Source organism: Phycicoccus jejuensis, from assembly GCF_000720925.1.
GTDB classification, from domain to species: domain Bacteria; phylum Actinomycetota; class Actinomycetes; order Actinomycetales; family Dermatophilaceae; genus Phycicoccus; species Phycicoccus jejuensis.
Window position 1 is genome coordinate 42535 of sequence record NZ_JOEE01000004.1, and the last position, 20670, is coordinate 63204.

At 73.5% G+C, this 20670-nt stretch carries 14 protein-coding genes and 1 tRNA gene; 9 read left to right on the forward strand and 6 right to left on the reverse strand.

Annotation, left to right across the window (positions count from 1 at the left end; genetic code table 11):
• Window positions 1-9 precede the first annotated feature (9 nt).
• The 3 genes from IG69_RS0108670 to IG69_RS0108680 all read right to left on the reverse strand — a co-directional run bounded on the left by IG69_RS0108670 (window position 10) and on the right by IG69_RS0108680 (window position 5796).
• A complete protein-coding gene (locus IG69_RS0108670; RefSeq protein WP_030527769.1) occupies window positions 10-3819 on the reverse strand; it encodes a multifunctional oxoglutarate decarboxylase/oxoglutarate dehydrogenase thiamine pyrophosphate-binding subunit/dihydrolipoyllysine-residue succinyltransferase subunit in 3810 nt (1269 codons plus the stop codon).
• Between the two features lie 181 nt (window positions 3820-4000).
• Window positions 4001-4798 carry an ABC transporter permease subunit gene (locus IG69_RS0108675; protein ID WP_030527770.1) on the reverse strand — a complete coding sequence of 266 codons (798 nt, stop codon included), beginning with the start codon at window positions 4796-4798 and terminating at the stop codon, window positions 4001-4003.
• Window positions 4795-5796, reverse strand: coding sequence for an ABC transporter ATP-binding protein (locus IG69_RS0108680; RefSeq protein ID WP_030527771.1), 1002 nt, complete (start codon window positions 5794-5796; stop codon window positions 4795-4797). Before IG69_RS0108680 ends, IG69_RS0108675 begins: the two co-directional genes overlap by 4 nt.
• Before the next feature lie 163 nt (window positions 5797-5959).
• Here IG69_RS0108680 and IG69_RS0108685 point away from each other — a divergent pair, with 163 nt between their 5' ends.
• Window positions 5960-7291, forward strand: a complete 1332-nt coding sequence (locus IG69_RS0108685; protein WP_030527772.1) for a hemolysin family protein — start codon at window positions 5960-5962, stop codon at window positions 7289-7291.
• On the forward strand, window positions 7288-8316 hold the full coding sequence (locus tag IG69_RS0108690; RefSeq protein WP_030527773.1) for a hemolysin family protein: 1029 nt from the start codon (window positions 7288-7290) through the stop codon (window positions 8314-8316). The genes IG69_RS0108685 and IG69_RS0108690 overlap by 4 nt, the downstream gene beginning before the upstream one ends.
• A 37-nt stretch (window positions 8317-8353) precedes the next feature.
• Here IG69_RS0108690 and IG69_RS0108695 read toward each other — a convergent pair whose 3' ends face one another.
• The 3 genes from IG69_RS0108695 to IG69_RS0108705 all read right to left on the reverse strand — a co-directional run bounded on the left by IG69_RS0108695 (window position 8354) and on the right by IG69_RS0108705 (window position 11601).
• The gene (locus IG69_RS0108695) at window positions 8354-9103 is read right to left on the reverse strand and encodes a ZIP family metal transporter (RefSeq protein WP_030527774.1); all 750 of its coding nucleotides are present in this window, start codon (window positions 9101-9103) and stop codon (window positions 8354-8356) included.
• A gap of 15 nt (window positions 9104-9118) precedes the next feature.
• Window positions 9119-11140, reverse strand: coding sequence for a DEAD/DEAH box helicase (locus IG69_RS0108700; RefSeq protein ID WP_245616116.1), 2022 nt, complete (start codon window positions 11138-11140; stop codon window positions 9119-9121).
• A 389-nt stretch (window positions 11141-11529) separates the two neighbouring features.
• Window positions 11530-11601: transfer RNA gene (locus IG69_RS0108705), tRNA-Arg, on the reverse strand.
• A 65-nt stretch (window positions 11602-11666) separates the two neighbouring features.
• Between IG69_RS0108705 and IG69_RS0108710 the strand changes: the two genes are divergently transcribed.
• From IG69_RS0108710 to rho, 7 genes are all read left to right on the forward strand, one after another.
• Complete coding sequence (locus IG69_RS0108710; RefSeq protein WP_051750386.1) at window positions 11667-12095, forward strand: response regulator; 429 nt, start codon at window positions 11667-11669, stop codon at window positions 12093-12095.
• A gap of 10 nt (window positions 12096-12105) precedes the next feature.
• Window positions 12106-13752 (forward strand): arginine--tRNA ligase, encoded by a 1647-nt coding sequence (gene argS, locus IG69_RS0108715; protein WP_030527777.1) that lies wholly within the window; start codon window positions 12106-12108, stop codon window positions 13750-13752.
• Between the two features lie 11 nt (window positions 13753-13763).
• Window positions 13764-15182 carry a diaminopimelate decarboxylase gene (lysA, locus tag IG69_RS0108720; RefSeq protein WP_030527778.1) on the forward strand — a complete coding sequence of 473 codons (1419 nt, stop codon included), beginning with the start codon at window positions 13764-13766 and terminating at the stop codon, window positions 15180-15182.
• 29 nt (window positions 15183-15211) lie between these two features.
• Window positions 15212-16525: a homoserine dehydrogenase gene (locus tag IG69_RS0108725; protein ID WP_030527779.1), complete on the forward strand. Its 1314-nt coding sequence runs from the start codon at window positions 15212-15214 to the stop codon at window positions 16523-16525.
• A gap of 1 nt (window position 16526) precedes the next feature.
• Window positions 16527-17630: a threonine synthase gene (thrC, locus tag IG69_RS0108730; protein ID WP_030527780.1), complete on the forward strand. Its 1104-nt coding sequence runs from the start codon at window positions 16527-16529 to the stop codon at window positions 17628-17630.
• A 1-nt stretch (window position 17631) separates the two neighbouring features.
• Complete coding sequence (gene thrB, locus IG69_RS0108735) at window positions 17632-18564, forward strand: homoserine kinase (RefSeq protein ID WP_030527781.1); 933 nt, start codon at window positions 17632-17634, stop codon at window positions 18562-18564.
• A gap of 245 nt (window positions 18565-18809) precedes the next feature.
• Window positions 18810-20660, forward strand: coding sequence for a transcription termination factor Rho (rho, locus tag IG69_RS0108740; protein ID WP_030527782.1), 1851 nt, complete (start codon window positions 18810-18812; stop codon window positions 20658-20660).
• The last annotated feature ends 10 nt before the right edge of the window (window positions 20661-20670 follow it).

Genomic DNA, 20670 nt, shown 5'->3' on the forward strand with positions numbered 1-20670 from the left:
GGCCCCGCCTCACCGGTCGAAGGCGCGGGCGACGAGGTCGGCCTGCTCCGCCTGGTGCTGCTTGGTCGAGCCCGCCGCCGGCGACGCCGACCGCGGACGGGAGACCACCCGCAGGGGCCGCGTCTCGCCGTGGGCCGCGAGCTCCTCGGGCAGGTTGAGCGCCAGGAAGGGCCACGCGCCCATGTTCTGGGGCTCGTCCTGCACGACGACGACCTCGGCGTCCGGGTACTGCGCGAGGGCCTTGGTCAGCTCCGCGCCGGGGAGCGGGTAGTACTGCTCCATCCGCAGGATCGCCGTCGAGGTGTCGCCGCGCTTGGCCCGCTCGGCCTCGAGGTCGTAGACGACCTTGCCGGCGGCGAGGAGGACGCGGGTCACCGAGCCCTCCGTCGCGCCCGGACGGTCCGGGAGGACCGGCCGGAAGCCACCGGTCGTGAAGTCCTCGACCGAGCTCGCCGCCGCCTTGAGGCGCAGCATCGACTTCGGGGTGAAGACGATGAGCGGCTTGCGCGGCCGGGCGTAGGCCTGGCGGCGCAGCAGGTGGAAGTACGACGCGGGGGTCGAGGGGTAGGCGACGGTCATGTTGCCCTCGGCGCACATCGTGAGGAAGCGCTCGATGCGCCCCGACGAGTGGTCCGGGCCCTGGCCCTCGTAGCCGTGGGGGAGGAGCAGGACGACCGAGGAGCGCTGGCCCCACTTCTGCTCGGAGCTGCTGATGAACTCGTCGACGATCGTCTGCGCACCGTTGAAGAAGTCGCCGAACTGCGCCTCCCAGAGGACGAGCGCGTCGGGCCGCTCGACGGAGTAGCCGTACTCGAAGCCCATCGCCGCGAACTCGGACAGGAGGCTGTCGTAGACCCAGAACTTCGCCTGGCCCTGGCCGAGGTAGAGCAGCGGCGTCCACTCGGACGCGTTCTCCTTGTCGATGAGCACGGCGTGCCGGCTGACGAACGTGCCGCGGCGGCTGTCCTGCCCGGCGAGGCGGACCGGCGTGCCCTCGATGAGGAGGGAGCCGAAGGCGAGCAGCTCGCCGGTGCCCCAGTCGATGCCGCCCTCGCGGGTGCTCTGGGTGCGCTTGTCGAGCATCTGGCGCAGCTTGGGGTGCACCGTGAAGCCGTCCGGCGGCGTGGAGAAGGCGTCGCCGATGCGGTGCAGCAGCTCGGTGCTGATCGCGGTCTCGGTGGCCGAGTGCGTCGTGCGGTCGGCGAAGGGGGCCTGCGCGGCCGGCGGCTCGAGGCCGGAGCCGGCGTCGGCCTTGCGGCCGTCCCGGGCGTCCTTCTCGGCCGACTTCAGCGCCTCCTTGGTCTCGACGAAGACCCGCTCGAGCTGCTGCTGGTAGTCGCGCAGCGCGGCCTCGGCGTCCTCGACGGTGATGTCGCCGCGGCCGATGAGCGCCTCGGTGTAGAGCTTGCGGACGCTGCGCTTGGCCTCGATGAGGTTGTACATGAGCGGCTGCGTCATCGACGGGTCGTCGCCCTCGTTGTGACCACGGCGGCGGTAGCACACCATGTCGACGACGACGTCCTTGTGGAACTCCTTGCGGAACTCGTAGGCGAGCTCGGCGACGCGCACGCACGCCTCCGGGTCGTCGCCGTTGACGTGGAAGATCGGCGCCTGGATCATCCGCGCGACGTCGGTCGAGTACGTCGAGGAGCGCGAGCTGCTCGGGGAGGTCGTGAAGCCGACCTGGTTGTTGATGACGACGTGCACGGTGCCGCCGGTGCGGTAGCCGCGCAGCTGGCTGAGGTTGAGCGTCTCGGCCACCACGCCCTGTCCGGCGAACGCGGCGTCGCCGTGCATGAGCACGGGCAGGACGGTGAAGTCCTCGCCGGCGAGGTCGAGGCGGTCCTGCTTGGCGCGGACGATGCCCTCGAGCACCGGGTTGACGGCCTCGAGGTGGCTCGGGTTGGCCGCGAGGTAGACCTTCGTCGTCGCGCCGGACTCGGCGGTGAACTCGCCCTCGGTGCCGAGGTGGTACTTGACGTCGCCGGAACCCTGGACCGAGCGCGGGTCCTGCTTGCCCTCGAACTCGCGGAAGATCTGGCCGTAGGACTTGCCGGCGATGTTGGCCAGCACGTTGAGGCGGCCGCGGTGCGGCATCCCGATGCAGACCTCGTCGAGCTCGTCCTCGGCGGCCATCGACAGGACGCGGTCGAGCAGCGCGATGACGGACTCGCCGCCCTCGAGCGAGAAGCGCTTCTGCCCGACGAACTTCGTCTGGAGGAAGGTCTCGAAGGCCTCCGCGGCGTTGAGCCGGCGCAGGATGCGCAGCTGCTCCTCGCGCGTGGTCTTGGCGTACCCGACCTCGACCTTGTCCTGGATCCAGCGGCGCTGCTCCGGGTCCTGGATGTGCATGTACTCGACGCCGATGGTGCGGCAGTACGAGTCGCGCAGGACGCCGAGGATCTTGCGCAGCTTGAGGAACGGCTGGCCACCGAACCCGCCGGTCGCGAAGTCGCGCTCGAGGTCCCACAGCGTGAGGCCGTGGTTGGTGATGTCGAGGTCGGGGTGGCGGCGCTGCTTGTACTCCAGCGGGTCGGTGTCGGCCATGAGGTGGCCGCGCACGCGGTAGGCGTGGATGAGCTCCTGGACGCGGGCGACCTTGTTGATGTCGTCGTCGTGCGCGGCCGAGACGTCGCGCACCCAGCGGACCGGCTCGTAGGGGATGCGCAGGCTCTCGAAGATCTCGTCGTAGAAGCCCTGCTCGCCGAGGAGCAGCGAGTGGACGATCCGGAGGAAATCACCGGACTGCGCGCCCTGGATGATGCGGTGGTCGTAGGTGCTCGTCAGCGTGAGGATCTTGCTCACGGCGTTGCGGTTGAGCGTCTCGGCGCTCGCGCCCTGCCACTCGGCGGGGTAGTCCATCGCGCCGACGCCGATGATCGTGCCCTGGCCCTGCATGAGGCGGGGCACCGAGTGGACGGTGCCGATCGTGCCGGGGTTGGTCAGCGAGATCGAGGTGCCCTGGAAGTCCTCGACGGTCAGCTTGCCGCCGCGCGCCTTCTTGACGACGTCCTCGTAGGCGGTCCAGAAGTGCGCGAAGTCCATCGTCTCGGCGGCCTTGATGGACGGCACGAGGAGCTGGCGGGTGCCGTCGGGCTTGGCGATGTCGATCGCGAGGCCGAGGTTGACGTGCGCCGGCGTGATGAGGACCGGCTTGCCCTTCTCGTCGTGGCCGAAGCCGTTGTTCATCTCGGGCATGACGCCGAGGGCCTTGACGAGGGCGTAGCCGATGAGGTGGGTGAAGCTCACCTTGCCGCCGCGGCTGCGGGCGAGGTGGTTGTTGATGACGATGCGGTTGTCGACGAGGAGCTTGGCCGGCACGGCGCGCACCGAGGTGGCGGTCGGGACCTCGAGCGAGGCCTCCATGTTCGTGACGACGCGCGCGCTCGCGCCACGGATCGGCTGGTGCGCGGACTCGGCGAGCGGCCCGGTCTGCTTGGGGGCCTGGGGCTCGCGCGGCATCGGGGCGGCCTTGGCCTCGGCCGGCTTCTCGTCGGCGGGCTCGGACTTCGCCGGGGCGGGCGCCGGAGCGGCCTGCGGCTCCTTCGGGGCGGGCTGCGCAGCCGCCGGAGCGGGGGTCTCGGGCTGGGCGGCCTTCTCCTGCGGCCGGGGGGCGGGCCTGCCGTTGCCGGCGTGCGTGGACCCCCCGTTGGTGCGGCCCTTGGCGGCGTCACCGGGCTGGTAGTCGGCGAAGAAGCTCCACCACGCCTTGTCGACGCTGTTCCGGTCCCGTTGGTACTGCTCGTACAGCTCGTCGACCAGCCACTCGTTGGGTCCGAAGGCGGTCAGGGGGTCGCTGGACGGGGACTGCTCGGCCACGGGCTATGCGCCTCTTTCTCGGCTGGTCGCGTGCGGGTCGCGGGTGTTCGTCCCAGCCTATTACGTGGCCGTGGCGACCGTGTCGCCGCACGCCGAGCGGTGCCGAACGCGCGGCGACCGGTGGGGAGGCCCCACCGGTCGCCGCGACGACGTGCCGTCCGCCCTCGGGCGGCGCCCGCCGTCAGGCGATGTCCGCCCGGGTCGTGCGCCAGATGCCGATGCCGGCGAGGACGGCCGCGTAGGCGGCGAGGACGAGCGCGCCGCCCCACCACTCGAGGCGCACCTCGTCCGGGCCGTTCGACACCGCGTTGACGATCGCGTTGGTCGCCGACGTCGGCAGGAACTGGGCGACGTGCTCGCGGCCGAACTCCCAGAAGCTCATGGCGAACCCGATGAGCGGCTCGACGATCCAGGCCACCCCGACCCCGATGAGCAGCGCGGCCACCTGGTTGGGGATGAGGATGCCGATGCCGAGGCCGATGAGCGCCCACAGCCCGAGCACGAGGAGGCTCAGGGCGAGGGTGCGCACGATCGTGCCGGACGGGAAGGCGTCCTGGTCGCGCAGGCCGAGGACGACGGCGCCCACGGACACCGACCCGACGAGGCTGACCAGGCCGTACACGGCGCCGATGCCGAGCAGGGCGACGACCTTGGCGAGCATCGCCCGCAGCCGGCGCGGCGTCGCGAGGAAGGTGCCGCTGATCGTCTTGTGCCGGTACTCGGACCCGATCTGGAGCACGCCGATGGTCAGGAGCAACAGGTAGCCGATGGACAGCCCGCCGGTGTAGACGCTGCTGGCGACCTGGGTCGCGTCCCCGGTCGGCACCCCGGCCTCGCCGCTGCGGGCGGTCTCGCTCGTCAGGAGGAAGCCGAAGAGCGCGGCGAAGGCGGCCCCCGCGACGAAGATCGCGATGGCCATGCCCCACCACAGGCGGGTCGTGAAGAACTTGCGGAACTCGCTCCGCACCGCGGGGATCACAGGTTCGCTCCTTCCTGGCCGGTGACGGCGTCGCCCTCGGTGGGCGCACCCACGGGGGCGGCGCCGTCGCCGAGGTTGCGGTTGGTGCCCTCGGTGAGGGAGAAGTACAGGGTCTCGAGGTCGGCCCGCTGCGGGCGCAGACCGTAGATGGGCAGACCGGCGCGCAGGGCGACGTCGCCGACGAGGCGCATGTCGCCGGTGTCCGCGACGAGCGAGCCGTCCTCCTGGACGCTGCTCGTCACGTCGGCGACCCGCAGCGCGCCGGCGAGGGCCGCCGCGTCGCTGGTCTGCACGAGCGAGCCCGGGGTGCCCTCGAGCTCCTCCATCGGGCCGGCCTGCACGAGACGGCCGTTGGCGATGATGACGACGTCGTCGACCGTCTGCGCGACCTCCTGGAGGAGGTGGCTCGAGACGAGGATGGTCTTGCCCTCGCTCGCGAGGTGCTTGAGGAAGCCGCGCAGCCAGCGGATGCCCTCGGGGTCCAGCCCGTTGGCCGGCTCGTCGAGGACGAGGACCTGCGGGTCGCCGACGAGCGCGGCCGCGAGGCCGAGGCGCTGGCGCATCCCCATGCTGTAGCCGCCGGCCCGCTTGCGGGCCGCCGCCGGGATGCCCGTCAGCTCGAGGAGCTCGTCGACCCGGCGGTCGGGGATGCCGCCGGCGGCGGCGAGCACGCGCAGGTGGTCGCGGCCGCTGCGGCCCGGGTGGAAGTTCGTGGCCTCGAGGGCAGCGCCGACGCTCTCGAGCGGGCGGGGCAGGTCGGCGTAGGGCCGGCCCCCGATCGTCGCGGTGCCGCTCGTCGGCCGGACGAGGCCGAGGAGCATCCGCAGCGTCGTCGTCTTGCCCGCCCCGTTCGGCCCGAGGAAGCCGGTGATCCGGCCGGGCTCGACGCCGAAGGTCAGGCCGTCGACGGCGACGAACTGGCCGAAGGTCTTCGTCAGGCCGGTGATCTCGATGCGACCGGAGTCGGCGCCCCCGGGCCGCCCGGTCGTGGTGGTCATGGTGTCCTCCGCGTGCTCATGGCACCGATCCTCCCAGCCTGCCGCAGGGGGAGGGTCAACCCCTCGGTGGACCGGCGCTCCCCCCGGGGGATGAGCACCGGCCGGAACCCGCCCGGGGGCCCGTACGCTGTGGAGGCATGCACCCTCCCAGTCCTGATCACCGATGACCCCCTGGCTCCTGCTCCTCCTCGGTGTCGTCCTCACGGTCGGCACCGCCCTGTTCGTCGCGGCGGAGTTCTCGCTCGTGGCCCTCGACCGTCCGGCCGTCCAGCGCGCCGTCGACGCGGGTGAGCCCGGCGCCCGCTCCGTCCTCACCTCGCACCGGCAGCTGTCGACGCAGCTCTCGGCGTGCCAGGTCGGCATCACGCTGACCACCCTCGTCCTTGGCTTCATCGCGAGCCCCTCCGTCGGCGTCCTGCTCCAGGGGCCGTTGGAGTCGGCCGGCCTCTCGGTCGGCGTCGCCACCTCCGTGGGGGCGGTGCTCGCGATGGTCCTCGCCACCGGCTTCTCGATGATCGTCGGAGAGATGGTCCCCAAGACCCTCGCCGTGTCGCTGCCGATGGCCACCGCGAAGGTCTCCGCGGGCCCGGTCCGCTGGTTCGGCCTCGCCGCCAAGCCGCTCATCGCCGTCCTCAACGGCGTGGCCAACCGCACCCTGCGCGCGCTCGGCATCGAGCCCCAGGAGGAGCTGTCGGCCGCCCGCAGCCCCGCGGAGCTCGCCTCCCTCGTCCGCAGCTCCGCCGAGGCCGGCACCCTCGACGTCGGCACCGCCCGTCTCGTCACCGCGTCCCTCGGGTTCGCCGACCAGAGCGCGGCCGACGTCATGACGCCGCGCTCGCGGGCGACGTCCATCGACCGCACCGCGTCCGCCGCCGACCTCGTCGCGCTCGCGCGGCACACCGGCCACTCGCGCTTTCCGGTGGTCGGCGCCGACTGGGACGACGTCGACGGGATCGTCCACGTCAAGAAGGCCATCGCCGTCCCCTTCGAGCGCCGGGCCGACGTGCCCGTGTCGGCCCTGATGACCCAGGCCGTGTTCGTCCCCGAGACCCTGCGCCTGGACCCGCTCCTCGTCCGCCTGCGCGGCGGCGGGATGCAGCTCGCCGTCGTCGTCGACGAGTACGGCGGCACCTCCGGCGTCGTGACGCTCGAGGACCTCGTCGAGGAGATCGTCGGCGAGGTCAGCGACGAGCACGACCGTGGTCAGACGACGGGTCGCCGTCTGCCGGACGGCTCCTGGACCGTGCCGGGCCTCTGGCGGCCGGACGAGGTGCGCTCGCGCGTCGGCGTCGACGTGCCCGAGGGTCCGGCCTACGAGACGGTCGGCGGCTTCGTCATGGCCGCGCTCGGCCGCGTCCCGCAGGTCGGTGACGAGGTCGTCGTCGACGGCTGGACCGCGCGCGTCGTCGACATGGAGGGCCACCGGGTCGACCGGGTCCGGCTGCTGCCGGTGCGGGCCGTCCCCACCGCCCGCCCGACGGAGGTGGGCGCGTGACCACGCTGCTCGTCACCGTCGTCCTGCTCGCCGCCAACGCGTTCTTCGTCGGCGCGGAGTTCGCCGCGATGTCCGCCCGCCGCAGCCAGCTCGAGCCCCTCGCCGAGGCGGGCAGCAAGGGCGCCAGGGTCGCGATGGAGGCGTTGCAGCGCACCGGGATCCTGCTGGCCACGAGCCAGCTCGGCATCACGGTCTGCTCGGTGCTCCTCGGCGCCGTGTCCGAGGCGGCGCTGCACCACGCGCTCGTCCCGGTCGCCGAGGGCCTCGGCCTCTCGACGGTCGTCGCCGACGTCGTCGCCCTGCTCCTCGCGCTCGCGGTCGTCGTCTTCCTCCACGTCGTCTACGGCGAGATGATCCCGAAGAACATCTCCATCGCGAAGCCCGAGCGGGCCGCCATCGTCCTCGTGCCGCCGCTCGTGTGGGTCTCGAAGGTCGTCGCCCCGCTCATCCACGGGATGGACCGGCTCTCCAAGGCCGTCATCCGGCTCTTCGGCGTGGAGCCCAAGGACGAGCTCGCGTCGGCGTTCACCGCCGAGGAGGTCGCGCACATCCTCGACGAGTCCCGCGAGGAGGGACTCGTCGGGGCGCAGGACTACGAGCGGCTCGGTGCCGCACTGGAGTTCAGCGACAAGGACGCCTCCGACGTCGGGGTGCCGATCGAGCAGCTGGTCACCGTGACCGCCGAGGCGACGCCCGAGGACATCGAGCGGCTCGTCGCCCGGCACGGCTTCTCGCGCTACCCGGTGCTCGACCGCGCCGGCGAGGTGGGCGGGTACCTGCACCTCAAGGACGTCCTCTACGCCGACGACGAGGAGCGCACCGAGCCGGTGCCGACCAAGCGCGTGCGGCGGATGGCCACCGTGCGCCGCGGTGACGAGGTCGAGTCCGTGCTGCAGACCATGCAGGACAGCGGTTCCCACCTCGCCCGCGTCGTCGCGGACGACGGGGTCGTCGTCGGCGTCGTGTTCCTCGAGGACGTCATCGAGGAGCTCGTCGGCGAGGTCTCGGACGCGTCCCAGCGCTGAGCGCGCCCACCGTCGTCGGGCGGCCCGGCCCTGCGGGTCAGAGCCGCCCGACGACGAACGCGGTGGCGAAGCCGAGCGTCGTCACCAGCCCGGTGACCATGTGGGTGCGCTCGAAGGCCTCGGGGATCATCGTGTCGGCGACCATCGTGAGGATGGCGCCGGCCGCGACCGCCGTGATGGCGGCGACGGCCTCGGGGGAGGCCCCCTGGAGGAGCAGCACCCCGACCAGCCCTGCCAGGCCGCTCGCGACGGCGATGCCCACCCACACGCCGAACACGTAGCGGGCGCTGCGACCGGCGGACTTCATCCCGGCCGCGCTCGAGAGGCCCTCCGGCAGGTTCGAGATGACGATGGCCGCCAGCACCGGCACCCCGACGCCCTGCCCGCCGAGCAGGCTGAGCCCGAGGACGACCGACTCCGGCACGCCGTCGAGCAGCGCGCCGACGGCGATGGCGGCGCCGCTGCCGGACTGCTCGGACTCGGACGGCTGCCGGCCGTGCGACCGCTTGCGGTGCCGGGCGCCGAGCCGCCCGAGCGCGACGTTCGCGAGGAAGTAGGCCAGGGCGCCGCCGAGGAAGCCCAGGACCGTCGGCAGCAGGCCGCCGGTGCGCTCGGCCTCGTCGACGAGGTCGAAGGACAGCGCCGAGACGAGGACCCCGGCGCCGAAGGCCATGACGACCGCGACGACCGCCCGTGGCACGCGGACGAACCACGCGACGAGGGCACCGACGACGAGCGCCCCGCCGGCGAGCAGACCCCACAGGCCCGCTTCCAGCGCGGTGCTCACCGGGTGCCCACGGCGTCAGCGCGCGGCGAGCGCGTCCTCGAGCAGGGTGACCATCGCCTCGAGCTGGACGTCGGTGGCGTCGCCGACCTCCTCGTCGGACCCATCGAGCGCGCGGGCGGCGAGCCCGGCCTTCTCGTCGACGAGCTCCGCGAGGCGCGGGTCGAGCGTGCCGGTGGCGATGACGCGCCACGCGGTGACCGGCTCGGTCTGCCCGATCCGGTGGACGCGGTCGATCGCCTGGGTCTGCTCGGCCGAGGTCCAGGACAGCTCGGCGAGGACGACGTTCGAGGCCACCTGGAGGTTGAGCCCGACGCCGGCCGCGGTGAGCGAGCAGACGATGACCGACACCTCGGGGTCCTCGAGGAAGGCCTTGATGTTCGCCGCGCGGACGGCAGGGGTCTGGTCTCCACGGATGGAGGAGTACCCGATGCCGCGCTTGGCGAACGTCGCCTCCGCGGTGTCCATGACATCGACGTGCTTGGCGAAGAAGACGACCTTGCCGACGTTGCGCGCCAGCTGGGCCGCGTAGTCGGCCGCGAGGCCGGCCTTGGCCTGGCCGATGCGCCGCAGGACCGAGAAGACGTTGTCGCCGGAGGTCTCGCCGCCGGTGTCGCGGCGCAGGGCCGCGGCGACGCGGCGGACGAGCTCGTGGTCGACGCCCTCGACGGGGGTGCTGCGCGCGGAGACGGCCGCGTCGTAGCGGGTGAGGAGGCGCGTGGCGAGCTGCTGCTCGGCGGAGCGGACCGAGCGGCTCGCCTCGTCGTCGAGCTCGACGGGGAGGTCGGCGACCCGGCGGGCCGGGATGTCGGAGGCGACGTCGACCTTCCGGCGCCGGACGATGCCGAGGTCGATGACGCTGCGCCGGGCGGCGGCCGAGAAGCCGCGGTCGGCGGGGGTGAGGCCGGTCTCCTCGAGCGCCGCCATGAGGGCGGGGCGCGGGCGGGTGTCGTCGATCCAGCCGAGGAACTGCCAGACGGCCCGGAAGTCCTCGATGTCGTTGATGAGCGGCGTCCCCGTCAGCGCCATGAGCAGCGGTGCGGCGGCTCGTTCCCGGACCTTCTGCGACAGGGCCAGCACGTGCCTGGAGCGCTGCGAGGTCTTGTTCTTGATGAAGTGCGCCTCGTCGAGGACCATCCCGCGGAAGCCGTGGGTGCCGAGCCACCCGACGTGGCGGTCGAGGATGTCGTAGTTGACCACGACGATGTCGGCGAAGCCGTCGACGGTGTCGCCGTCGCCGTGCACGACGGTCGCGGTGCGCCGCGGCGTCCACCGGGCGGCCTCGCGGGCCCAGTTGGCCTTGACGACGTTGGGCACGACGACGAGCAGGGGGAAGGCGCCGGCGGCCTCGGCCGCGAGCAGCGACTGGGCGGTCTTGCCGAGCCCGGGCTCGTCGGCGAGGAGGAAGGTGCGGTGCCCGGCCGCGGCCGCGGCGACGACCTGGGCCTGGTGGTGCATCAGCTCCAGGCCCTCGATGCCGTGGACGACGCCCTCGGGCTCGGGCAGCGGCATGCACGTCGCGTCGCCGCCCTGCTCGAAGGCGCGGAAGAGCGGGGTCAGCAGCTCCCAGGTGGCGAGCCGGTTGGTGCGCGGCCGGACGGCCTGGACGGCGGAGAGGTCCGGCGCGAGGAAGGGGTTGGCGAGCTGGCGGGCCATGACGGCGGTCGGGACGACGCGGCGCGGGGCGGGGGCGTCGTCGGCCGAGGGGGCCGGCGGCTCGGGCTCGGGCTCCGGCTCGCGGCCGGCGGAGCGCAGCATGTCGTTCTTGAGGTCGTGGGCCTCGGGCGGGACGACGGCGTCCTCGGCGAGCAGCTGGAGCAGGCTGGTGTCCCGGGCGGCGGTCTTCGCGAGGATCGTCGCGATGCCGTCGAGCCGGGTCATCGTCGCGGTGCGCTCGGACTCGGGCACGGAGGGGTCGCCCTTCAGACGTGCCCGCTCCTCGCGCACGAGCAGCGCGAGGACCTGGAAGGTCGTGCGCTGGGAGGGGCGGACGTGCCCGCGGCCGGCCGCGGCCTCGACCTGACGGACCGTGCGCGCCATGACGGGGAGGAGTCCCTCCTCGTGCGTCGTGCGGGTCGGGCGACGGTCTCGGGGACCGCCACCGCGGCGCCGGGGTGCTCGCTGTGCCAAGCGTTCCTTCTCCTGGGTCGTGGCGTCGGCGGGCACCCGTGGGTGCGGGCCGGGGACGCCAGCCGGTGTCGCGGGGGACCGGGTGCACACGCCGTCGGCGTGCACGCGGCGGTGCCGCATCCGGGTGGTGGCACCACCCAGGGTCCTCGAGCGAGGACCGGTCCCCACCCCAGAGTATCCCCGCCCGGGCCCGTCGGACGAGCACGGTGCGGTCACGACCGCCGCGGGGTGGGGGGCGGACGACGGGAGGGCCCGGTCCGCGGCGCGGTGTGCGCGCGGTCCGGGCCCTCCTGCGTCGGTGCCCCCGGCAGGATTCGAACCTGCGCTCCCGCCTCCGGAGGGCGGTGCTCTATCCCCTGAGCTACGGGGGCGGCATGACGCGCGTCATGGTCGAAACCGCGACGCGGGGAGAGGCTAGCAGCCTAGGCTTGGGGCCATGCAAACCGGGTGGGCGGGACCTGGCGACGGGCCACTCGTCCTCGTGTGCGACGACACCGAGGCGATCCGCCGCCTCCTGCGGATCAACCTCGAGCTGGGCGGTTTCCGGGTCGAGGAGGCGGCCGACGGGCACGAGGCCATGAGCCGGCTCATCGACGCCGACCGGGAGCGCCCGGCGGTCATCGTCCTGGACTCGCAGATGGCCCCGTACGACGGCTGGTGGGCCATCGCGGCGATCCGCTCCCACCACCCCCTCGACGACGTGCCGGTCGTCCTCGTCACCGCCACGGCGACCGACCTGGAGAGCCCCGAGGTGAGCGGCGCCGGTTTCGACGCCTACGTGAGCAAGCCGTTCGACCCCGACGACCTCGTGGCGGTCGTCTCACGGCTCGCGGCGGCCGGACGGGCCCGACACCGCCGTCCGTAGACTGGCGCGGGTGACCCCCGAACAGCTCTCGGCCGCCATCCGCGGCGCCCTCGTGTCCGCCGTCGACTCCGGTGACCTCGCCGTCACCGTCCCCGACGAGGTGCGCGTGGAGCGTCCGAGGAACCGCGACCACGGGGACTGGTCGACCAACGTCGCGCTCCAGCTGGCCAAGCCCGCCGGGATGAACCCGCGCGAGCTCGCGTCGGCCCTCGCCGAGCGCCTGCGGGCGGTCGACGGCGTCGCCGCGGTCGACGTCGCGGGCCCGGGCTTCCTCAACATCACGCTCGATGCCGCGGCCGCCGGCGAGCTCGCGCGCAGCATCGTCGAGGCCGGAACCGCGTTCGGCCACAACGAGGCCGAGGCCGGCCACGTCATCAACCTCGAGTACATCTCCGCGAACCCGACCGGGCCGCTGCACCTCGGGCACACCCGCTGGGCGGCGCTCGGCGACGCCATGGGACGGCTGCTGCGGGCCTCCGGCGCCACGCTGACGACGGAGTACTACCTCAACGACGCCGGCTCGCAGATGGACAAGTTCGCCGCGTCGGTGCTGGCCCGCGCCAAGGGCGAGCCGACCCCCGAGGGCGGCTATCCCGGCGCGTACGTCGACGACCTCGCGGAGCAGGTGCTCGCGCAGCGGCCCGACCTCGTCTCGCTCCCCGACGACGAGGCACTCGTCGTGGCGCGCGACCTCGCCTACCCCCTGCAGCTCGCCGACATCCGCGAGACCCTCGAGGCCTTCGGGGTGCGGTTCGACGTGTGGTTCTCGGAGAAGAGCCTCCACGACGGCGGCGCGGTCGCCTCGGCCGTCGACCGGCTGCGCGAGCAGGGGCACGTGTTCGACCAGGACGGCGCCGTCTGGCTGCGGACGACCGACTTCACCGACGACAAGGACCGCGTGCTGTTCCGGGCGAACGGGGAGCCGACGTACTTCGCCGCCGACGCCGCGTACTACCTGTCCAAGAAGGACCGCGGCTTCGACGAGAAGATCTACCTCCTCGGCGCCGACCACCACGGCTACATCAACCGGCTCAAGGCCATCGCCGCCTGCGCGGGGGACGACCCGGAGCACAACATCGAGGTGCGCATCGGGCAGCTCGTCGACCTCAACGGCGCGAAGCTGTCCAAGCGCGCCGGCAACATCATCGAGCTGCGCGACCTCATCGGGTGGATCGGCACCGACGCGATCCGGTACTCGCTGGCCCGGTACCCGGCCGACAGCCCGCTCTCGCTCGACGGCGAGGAGCTGCGCAAGCAGACCAACGACAACCCGGTCTTCTACGTGCAGTACGCCCACGCCCGGACGGCCAACGTGGCGCGCCTCGCGGCCGAGGACGGCGTGCACCGCGCGGACGGCTTCGACGCCTCGCTGCTCGGAGACCCCACCGAGGCCGCGCTCCTCGCCGTGCTCGGCGACTTCCCGCGGGTCGTCGCCCAGGCCGCGCACCTGCGCGAGCCGCACCGGGTGGCGCGCTACCTCGAGGAGCTCGCCGCGCGCTTCCACAAGTGGTACGACACCTGCCGTGTGCGCCCGATGACCGCCGACGAGGAGGTCACCGACCTCCACCGCACCCGCCTCTGGCTCAACGACGCCACCCGGCAGGTCCTCGCCAACGGTCTCGACCTGCTCGGCGTCTCCGCGCCCGAGCGCATGTGAGGGGCTGAGCCGTGCGCGCGCACGAGGCCGGTGCCCTCCACGCCGAGGGCTACGGCGGACCCCCGCTCTACCTGCCCTCCCCGGGCGACGTCATGGAGCTGCTGCCGCAGCTGTGGGCGTCGTCGGTCGCGCGTGACGAGCGGGGACGGCTCACCGTGGGAGGGGTCGACGTCGTCACGCTCGCGGAGCGTCACGGCACGGCGGCCTACGTCATGGACGAGGACGACTTCCGGTCGCGCGCACGGGGTTTCCGCGACGGGTTCGCCGACGCGTTCGCGCGCTTCGGGGGCGCCGACGTCTACTACGCGGGCAAGGCCTTCCTCTGCACGGCCGTCGCCCGCTGGGTCGACCAGGAGGGCCTCCACCTCGACGTCTGCACCGGCGGCGAGCTCGCCGTCGCGCAGCGGGCGGGCTTCCCCGCGGAGCGGGTCGCCTTCCACGGCAACAACAAGACCGTCGCCGAGCTGCGGGCCGCGCTGACCTACGGGGTCGGCCGCGTCGTCGTCGACTCGTTCGACGAGATCGACCGCGTCGTGGCGCTCGCGACGGAGCTCGGCGTGCGCGCGCCGGTCATGGTCCGCGTCACGGTGGGCGTCGAGGCGCACACCCACGAGTTCATCGCCACCGGGCACGAGGACCAGAAGTTCGGCTTCAGCCTCGCCGGGGGCCGGGCGATGCAGGCCGTCGCCCGGCTGCTCGCGCACCCCGAGGCGGTCGACCTGCGCGGCCTGCACAGCCACATCGGCAGCCAGATCTTCGACACCGGAGGCTTCGAGGCCGCCGTGCACCGGCTCGCCGGGCTGCACCGACGGGTCGAGGAGGAGCACGGTGTTGCGATGCCGGAGGTCGACCTCGGCGGCGGCTACGGCATCGCCTACACCTCGCAGCACGACCCCCTGCCGGCCGACGCGCTCGCCGCGGCGATGGCCGCCATCGTCGGCCGCGAGTTCGGGGACCGCGTCCCGCGGGTCTCGGTCGAGCCGGGGCGCGCCATCGTCGGCCCGACGACGTTCACGCTGTACGAGGTCGGCACCGTCAAGACGGTCGACCTCGGCGCGGGTCACTCGCGGACCTACGTCTCGGTCGACGGCGGGATGAGCGACAACGCCCGCCCGGCGCTCTACGAGGCCGACTACTCTTGCACCCTCGCCAACCGGGCCTCGAGCGCCGACCCCGTGCTCGCCCGCGTGGTCGGGCGGCACTGCGAGAGCGGCGACATCGTCGTCCTCGACGAGTACCTGCCGGCCGACGTCCGCCCGGGCGACCTCGTCGCCGTGCCGGGCACCGGCGCCTACTGCCGCAGCCTCTCCAGCCAGTACAACCACACCCCCCGACCGCCCGTCGTCGCCGTCCGTGGAGGCGAGAGCAGGGTGCTCGTGCGTCGTGAGACGATCGAGGACCTGCTCGCCCTCGACGTGGCGGACGACTGAGCCCGACGACCGAGGAGACCGATCCCGCCATGGCCCACGAACCCGGCGCACCCCTGCGCGTCGCCCTGCTCGGGTGCGGCGTCGTGGGCTCGTCCGTGGCCCGGATGCTCGTCGAGCAGGCCGACGACCTCGCCGCGCGCGTCGGCGCCCCGCTCGAGCTCGTCGGCATCGCGGTGCGGCGCCCGCAGCGCCCGCGGCCGGACGTCCCGGTCGACCCCTCGCTCTTCACCGCCGACGCCGAGGAGCTCGTGACCCGGGCCGACGTCGTCGTCGAGGTCGTCGGGGGCATCGACCCGGCGCGCGGCCTCATCCTGCGCGCGATCGAGCACGGCGCGGCCGTCGTCTCCGCCAACAAGGCGCTCGTCGCCGAGGACGGCCCGACGCTGTTCGAGGCCGCCGCCCGGGCCGGGGTCGACCTGTACTACGAGGCCGCGGTCGCCGGGGCGATCCCGATCCTGCGGCCGGTGCGCGAGTCGCTCGCCGGCGACCGGGTCCGCAAGGTCATGGGCATCGTCAACGGGACGACGAACTTCGTCCTCGACAAGATGGACGTCTCGGGGGCCGGCTTCGCCGAGACCGTCGCCGAGGCCCAGGCGCTCGGTTATGCCGAGGCCGACCCGACCGCCGACGTCGAGGGCTTCGACGCCGCCGCGAAGGCCGCCATCCTCGCGAGCCTGGCGTTCCACACCCGCGTGTCCTCGGCCGACGTCCACCGCGAGGGCATCACCGAGGTGACCGCCGCCGACATCAACGCCGCGCGCGAGAACGACTGCGTCGTCAAGCTGCTCGCGATCTGCGAGCGGGTCGAGGCCGAGGGCGCCGACGCCGTCAGCGTGCGCGTGCACCCGGCGATGGTCCCGCGCTCGCACCCGCTGGCCAGCGTCCGCGAGGCGTTCAACGCCGTGTTCGTCGAGGCCGAGGCCGCCGGCGAGCTGATGTTCTACGGCCGCGGCGCGGGCGGCGACCCCACGGCGTCCGCCGTCCTCGGCGACGTCGTCGCCGTCGCCCGCCAGCGGGTGGCCGGCGGGCGCGGGCCGGGGGAATCGGCCTACGCCGACCTGCCCGTCGTCGACCTGGGGCGTGCCGTGACGCGCTACCACATCAGCCTCGACGTGGCCGACCGCCCGGGCGTGCTCGCGCAGGTCGCGGCGGTCTTCGCCGAGCAGGGCGTCTCGATCGAGACCGTCCGCCAGCAGGTCGTCCCCGACGAGGGCGACCGGGCGCGGCTCATCGTCGTGACCCACCGCGCGAGCGACGCCGCGCTGTCCGCCACCGTCGACGCCCTCGCCGCCCTCGAGGCGGTCGACGACGTCGCCTCCGTCATGCGTGTGGAAGGAGCCTGACGTGGCCCACCAGTGGCGCGGCGTCATCCGCGAGTACGCCGAGCGCCTGCCGAGCCTGGCCGGCGCGCCGGTCGTCACCCTCCTCGAGGGCGGGAGCCCGCTGATCCCGTGCGAGAACCTCTCGCAGCTCACGGGGGCCAACGTCCTCGTCAAGTACGAGGGCCTCAACCCGACCGCGTCCTTCAAGGACCGCGGGATGACGGCGGCGATCTCCGCCGCGAAGCTGAACGGCGCGAAGGCCGTCATCTGCGCCAGCACGGGCAACACCAGCGCCAGCGCCGCCGCGTACGCGGTCAAGGCGGGGATGACCTGCGCCGTCCTCGTGCCCGACGGCAAGATCGCGATGGGCAAGCTGTCGCAGGCGATCGCCCACGGCGCCACCCTCATCCAGGTCGAGGGCAACTTCGACGACTGCCTGACCGTCGCCCGCAAGCTCGCCGAGTCCTACCCGGTCGAGCTCGTCAACTCCGTCAACCCCGCACGCATCGAGGGCCAGAAGACGGCCGCGTTCGAGGTCGTCGACGCGCTCGGCGACGCCCCGGACATCCACGTGCTGCCGGTCGGCAACGCCGGCAACATCACGGCGTACTGGAAGGGTTACACCGAGTACGCCTCGGAGACACCGGCTCTCGACGGCACGCTCCTGCCGCCCGTGGCCACCCGGCGCCCGCAGATGTGGGGCTTCCAGGCGGCCGGCGCCGCACCGATCGTCCTCGGTCACCCGGTCGACCACCCCGAGACCGTCGCCACGGCGATCCGCATCGGCAACCCGGCCTCGTGGCGGCAGGCCGAGGCGGCACGCGACGAGTCCGGCGGCCTCATCGACTCCGTCACCGACGACGAGATCCTCGAGGCCCATCGCCTGCTGTCCTCCACCGAGGGCGTGTTCGTCGAGCCCGGGTCGGCGGCCAGCATCGCCGGCCTGCTCAAGATGCACCGGGCCGGGCGGATGCCGCAGGACGCCACCGTCGTCTGCACCGTGACCGGCCACGGCCTCAAGGACCCCCAGTGGGCCCTGCGCTCGGCCGACGGCGGCGACGTCGAGCCGGTCCGCGTGCCGGTCGACGCCTACTCGGTCGCGGCCGCGCTCGGCCTCGAGGGGTGACGTGAGCGCGCTGCGCCCGGGGGTGGCCGTCGACGTCCGCGTGCCGGCGAGCAGCGCCAACCTGGGGCCCGGGTTCGACTCCGTCGGCTGCGCCCTCGGTGTGTGGGACCGCTGCCGCGCGACCGTCACCGCCGAGCCCGGCCTCGTCGTCGTCGTCGAGGGCGAGGGGGCGGGCGCCGTCCCGCTCGACGAGACGCACCTCGTGCACCGCGCGATGCGCACGGCCTGGGCGGAGGCGGCCGTCGAGGCGCCGGCCGGCCTGCGCCTCGAGTGCGTCAACGCCGTCCCGCACGGCCGGGGGATGGGCTCGTCGGCGACGGCGATCGTCACCGGCATCGTCGCCGCGCTCGCCCTGGCCTCGGTCTCGCGCGGTGACGGGGGAGCGGTCGACCTCGACGCCGCGAACTCGCTGGCGGCGCGTCTCGAGGGCCACCCCGACAACGCCTCCGCGAGCGTCTACGGCGGCGTGACCCTCTCGTGGAGCGAGCCCGGGGGGACGACGACGGTGCGCCTGCCGGTGCACCCGGACCTCGCGCCCGTCGTCTTCGCCCCGGACACCCAGCTCTCGACGGCGCGCGCCCGCTCGGTGCTGCCGCAGCAGGTGCGCCTCGCCGACGCCGCGGCGAACTCCGCCCGCGCCGCGCTCCTCGTCCACGCCCTGCGCGACGAGCCCGCCCTCCTCGTCGAGGCCACCCGCGACTGGCTGCACCAGGAGGCGCGCCGGCCGTCCTACGCCGCGTCGATGGCGCTCGTCGACGCCCTGCGCGCCGATGGTCACGCCGCCGCGATCTCGGGGGCCGGGCCGTCGGTTCTCGTCCTCGCGCAGCGGGAGCGGCTCGACCACGCCCGCTCGTTCGGCCCCGCGGGGTGGCGCGTGCTCACACCGGGGATCCCCGCCGAGGGTGCGTCGGTCGAGGTCGTCGACGGGCCCTGACCTGCACGGACGCGCGCGGTGTCCGTCCCAGTGGATCCGGCGTCCGGGCCCCGGGCGCGGTGGTACTGTGGAGAACGAGCGATCGCCGCCGATGCCGGGCCCTGTTCCCGATGCCTGCAGCCGACCGCCCTCCCACGCCCCCGGGGCACAGAGACCGCAGCCTGACCGGCTGCACGCTCGGGCGTGGCCCCTTCCACCCAGACCGGCTCACCCTGCCGGTCCACGAGCGAGGGAAAGGATCCTTCGTGTCAGACACCACCACCCTCGAGGCGTCGGCGTCCGCCGGCGGCCAGCGCCGGTCCGGCGCCCTGTCGGCCATGCGGCTCGCCGAGCTGCAGGGCCTCGCCTCGAGCATGGGCATCAGCGGGACCGCCAAGATGCGCAAGGGCGACCTCGTCACCGCCATCCGCGCCCGCCAGAACGGCGAGAGCGGCCCCGCCGCCACGGGCGAGCAGCCCGTCGCGCGCCGCTCCCGCCGGGCCGAGGCCCCGGCCGGTCGCACCGAGGCCCCCGCCGAGCCGGCGCCGGCCGCCGAGCGCGCGCCCGAGCCGGCGCCGGCCGTCGAGCGTGCCGAGCGCGAGCAGGTGCGCGAGCGCGGCGACCGCGAGCAGTCCCGCGACCGCGGCGAGCAGCGCGAGCAGCGCGAGCAGCCCCGCCGGGAGCGCTCCGAGCGCGAGCAGGCCCGTGACCGCGGCGAGCAGCAGGGCCGTGACCGTGGCGAGCAGCAGCGCGACGAGCGCGAGCAGCCCCGTGACGACCGCGGCGCCCCCGACCAGCAGCGCCGGGACGACGACGAGGAGGGCGGCCGCGGTCGCCGTCGCCGCAACCGGGGACGCAACCGCGACAAGCGGACCCGCCAGCCCGGTGACGCCCCCGAGCAGCGCTCCGAGGCGGGGGAGCCGCAGATCCACGACGACGACGTCCTCGTGCCGGTCGCGGGCATCCTCGACATCCTCGACAGCTACGCCTTCGTCCGCACGACCGGCTACCTGCCGGGCAGCAGCGACGTCTACGTCCCGATGCAGATGGTCAAGCGCTACGGCCTGCGCAAGGGTGACGCGGTCACCGGCTCGATCAAGGCCGTCCGCGAGGGCGAGGAGGCGCAGCAGCACACCGTCGGCGGGCGCAACAACCGCCAGAAGTACACGCCGCTCGCGCGTCTCGACACGGTCAACGCGATGACCCCGGAGGACGCCCGCCGGCGCCCCGAGTTCGGCAAGCTGACGCCGCTCTACCCGCAGGACCGCCTGCGCCTGGAGACGACGCAGCAGCAGCTGACGACGCGGATCATCGACCTCGTCGCCCCGATCGGCAAGGGCCAGCGCGGGCTCATCGTCGCCCCGGCGAAGGCCGGCAAGACGATGGTCATGCAGGCCATCGCCAACGCGATCACGACGAACAACCCCGAGTGCCACCTCATGGTCGTCCTCGTCGACGAGCGTCCTGAGGAGGTCACGGACATGCAGCGCGCCGTCAAGGGCGAGGTCATCGCCTCGACCTTCGACCGGCCCGCCGACGACCACACGACCGTCGCCGAGCTCGCCATCGAGCGCGCCAAGCGCCTCGTCGAGATGGGCCACGACGTCGTCGTGCTCCTCGACTCGATCACCAAGCTCGGCCGCGCGTACAACCTGGCGGCGCCGGCGAGCGGGCGCATCCTGTCCGGCGGCGTCGACTCGGCGGCGCTCTACCCGCCGAAGAAGTTCTTCGGGGCGGCGCGCAACATCGAGGACGGCGGCTCGCTGACCATCCTCGCGACGGCGCTCGTCGAGACCGGCTCGCGGATGGACGAGGTGATCTTCGAGGAGTTCAAGGGCACCGGCAACATGGAGCTCAAGCTCGACCGGCAGCTCGCGAACCGTCGCATCTTCCCGGCGGTCGACGTCAACAACTCCGGCACGCGGCGCGAGGAGATCCTCCTGGCCCCCGACGAGCTGAAGATCATGTGGAAGCTGCGCCGGGTGCTCGCCGCGCTCGACAGCCAGCAGGGCATCGAGCTGCTGCTCGACCGGCTGAAGAAGACGAAGACGAACTACGAGTTCCTCGTCTCGGTGCAGCAGACGAGCTCGATGAAGCCGGAGGACGAGGACGCCTGAGGCGCCCCGC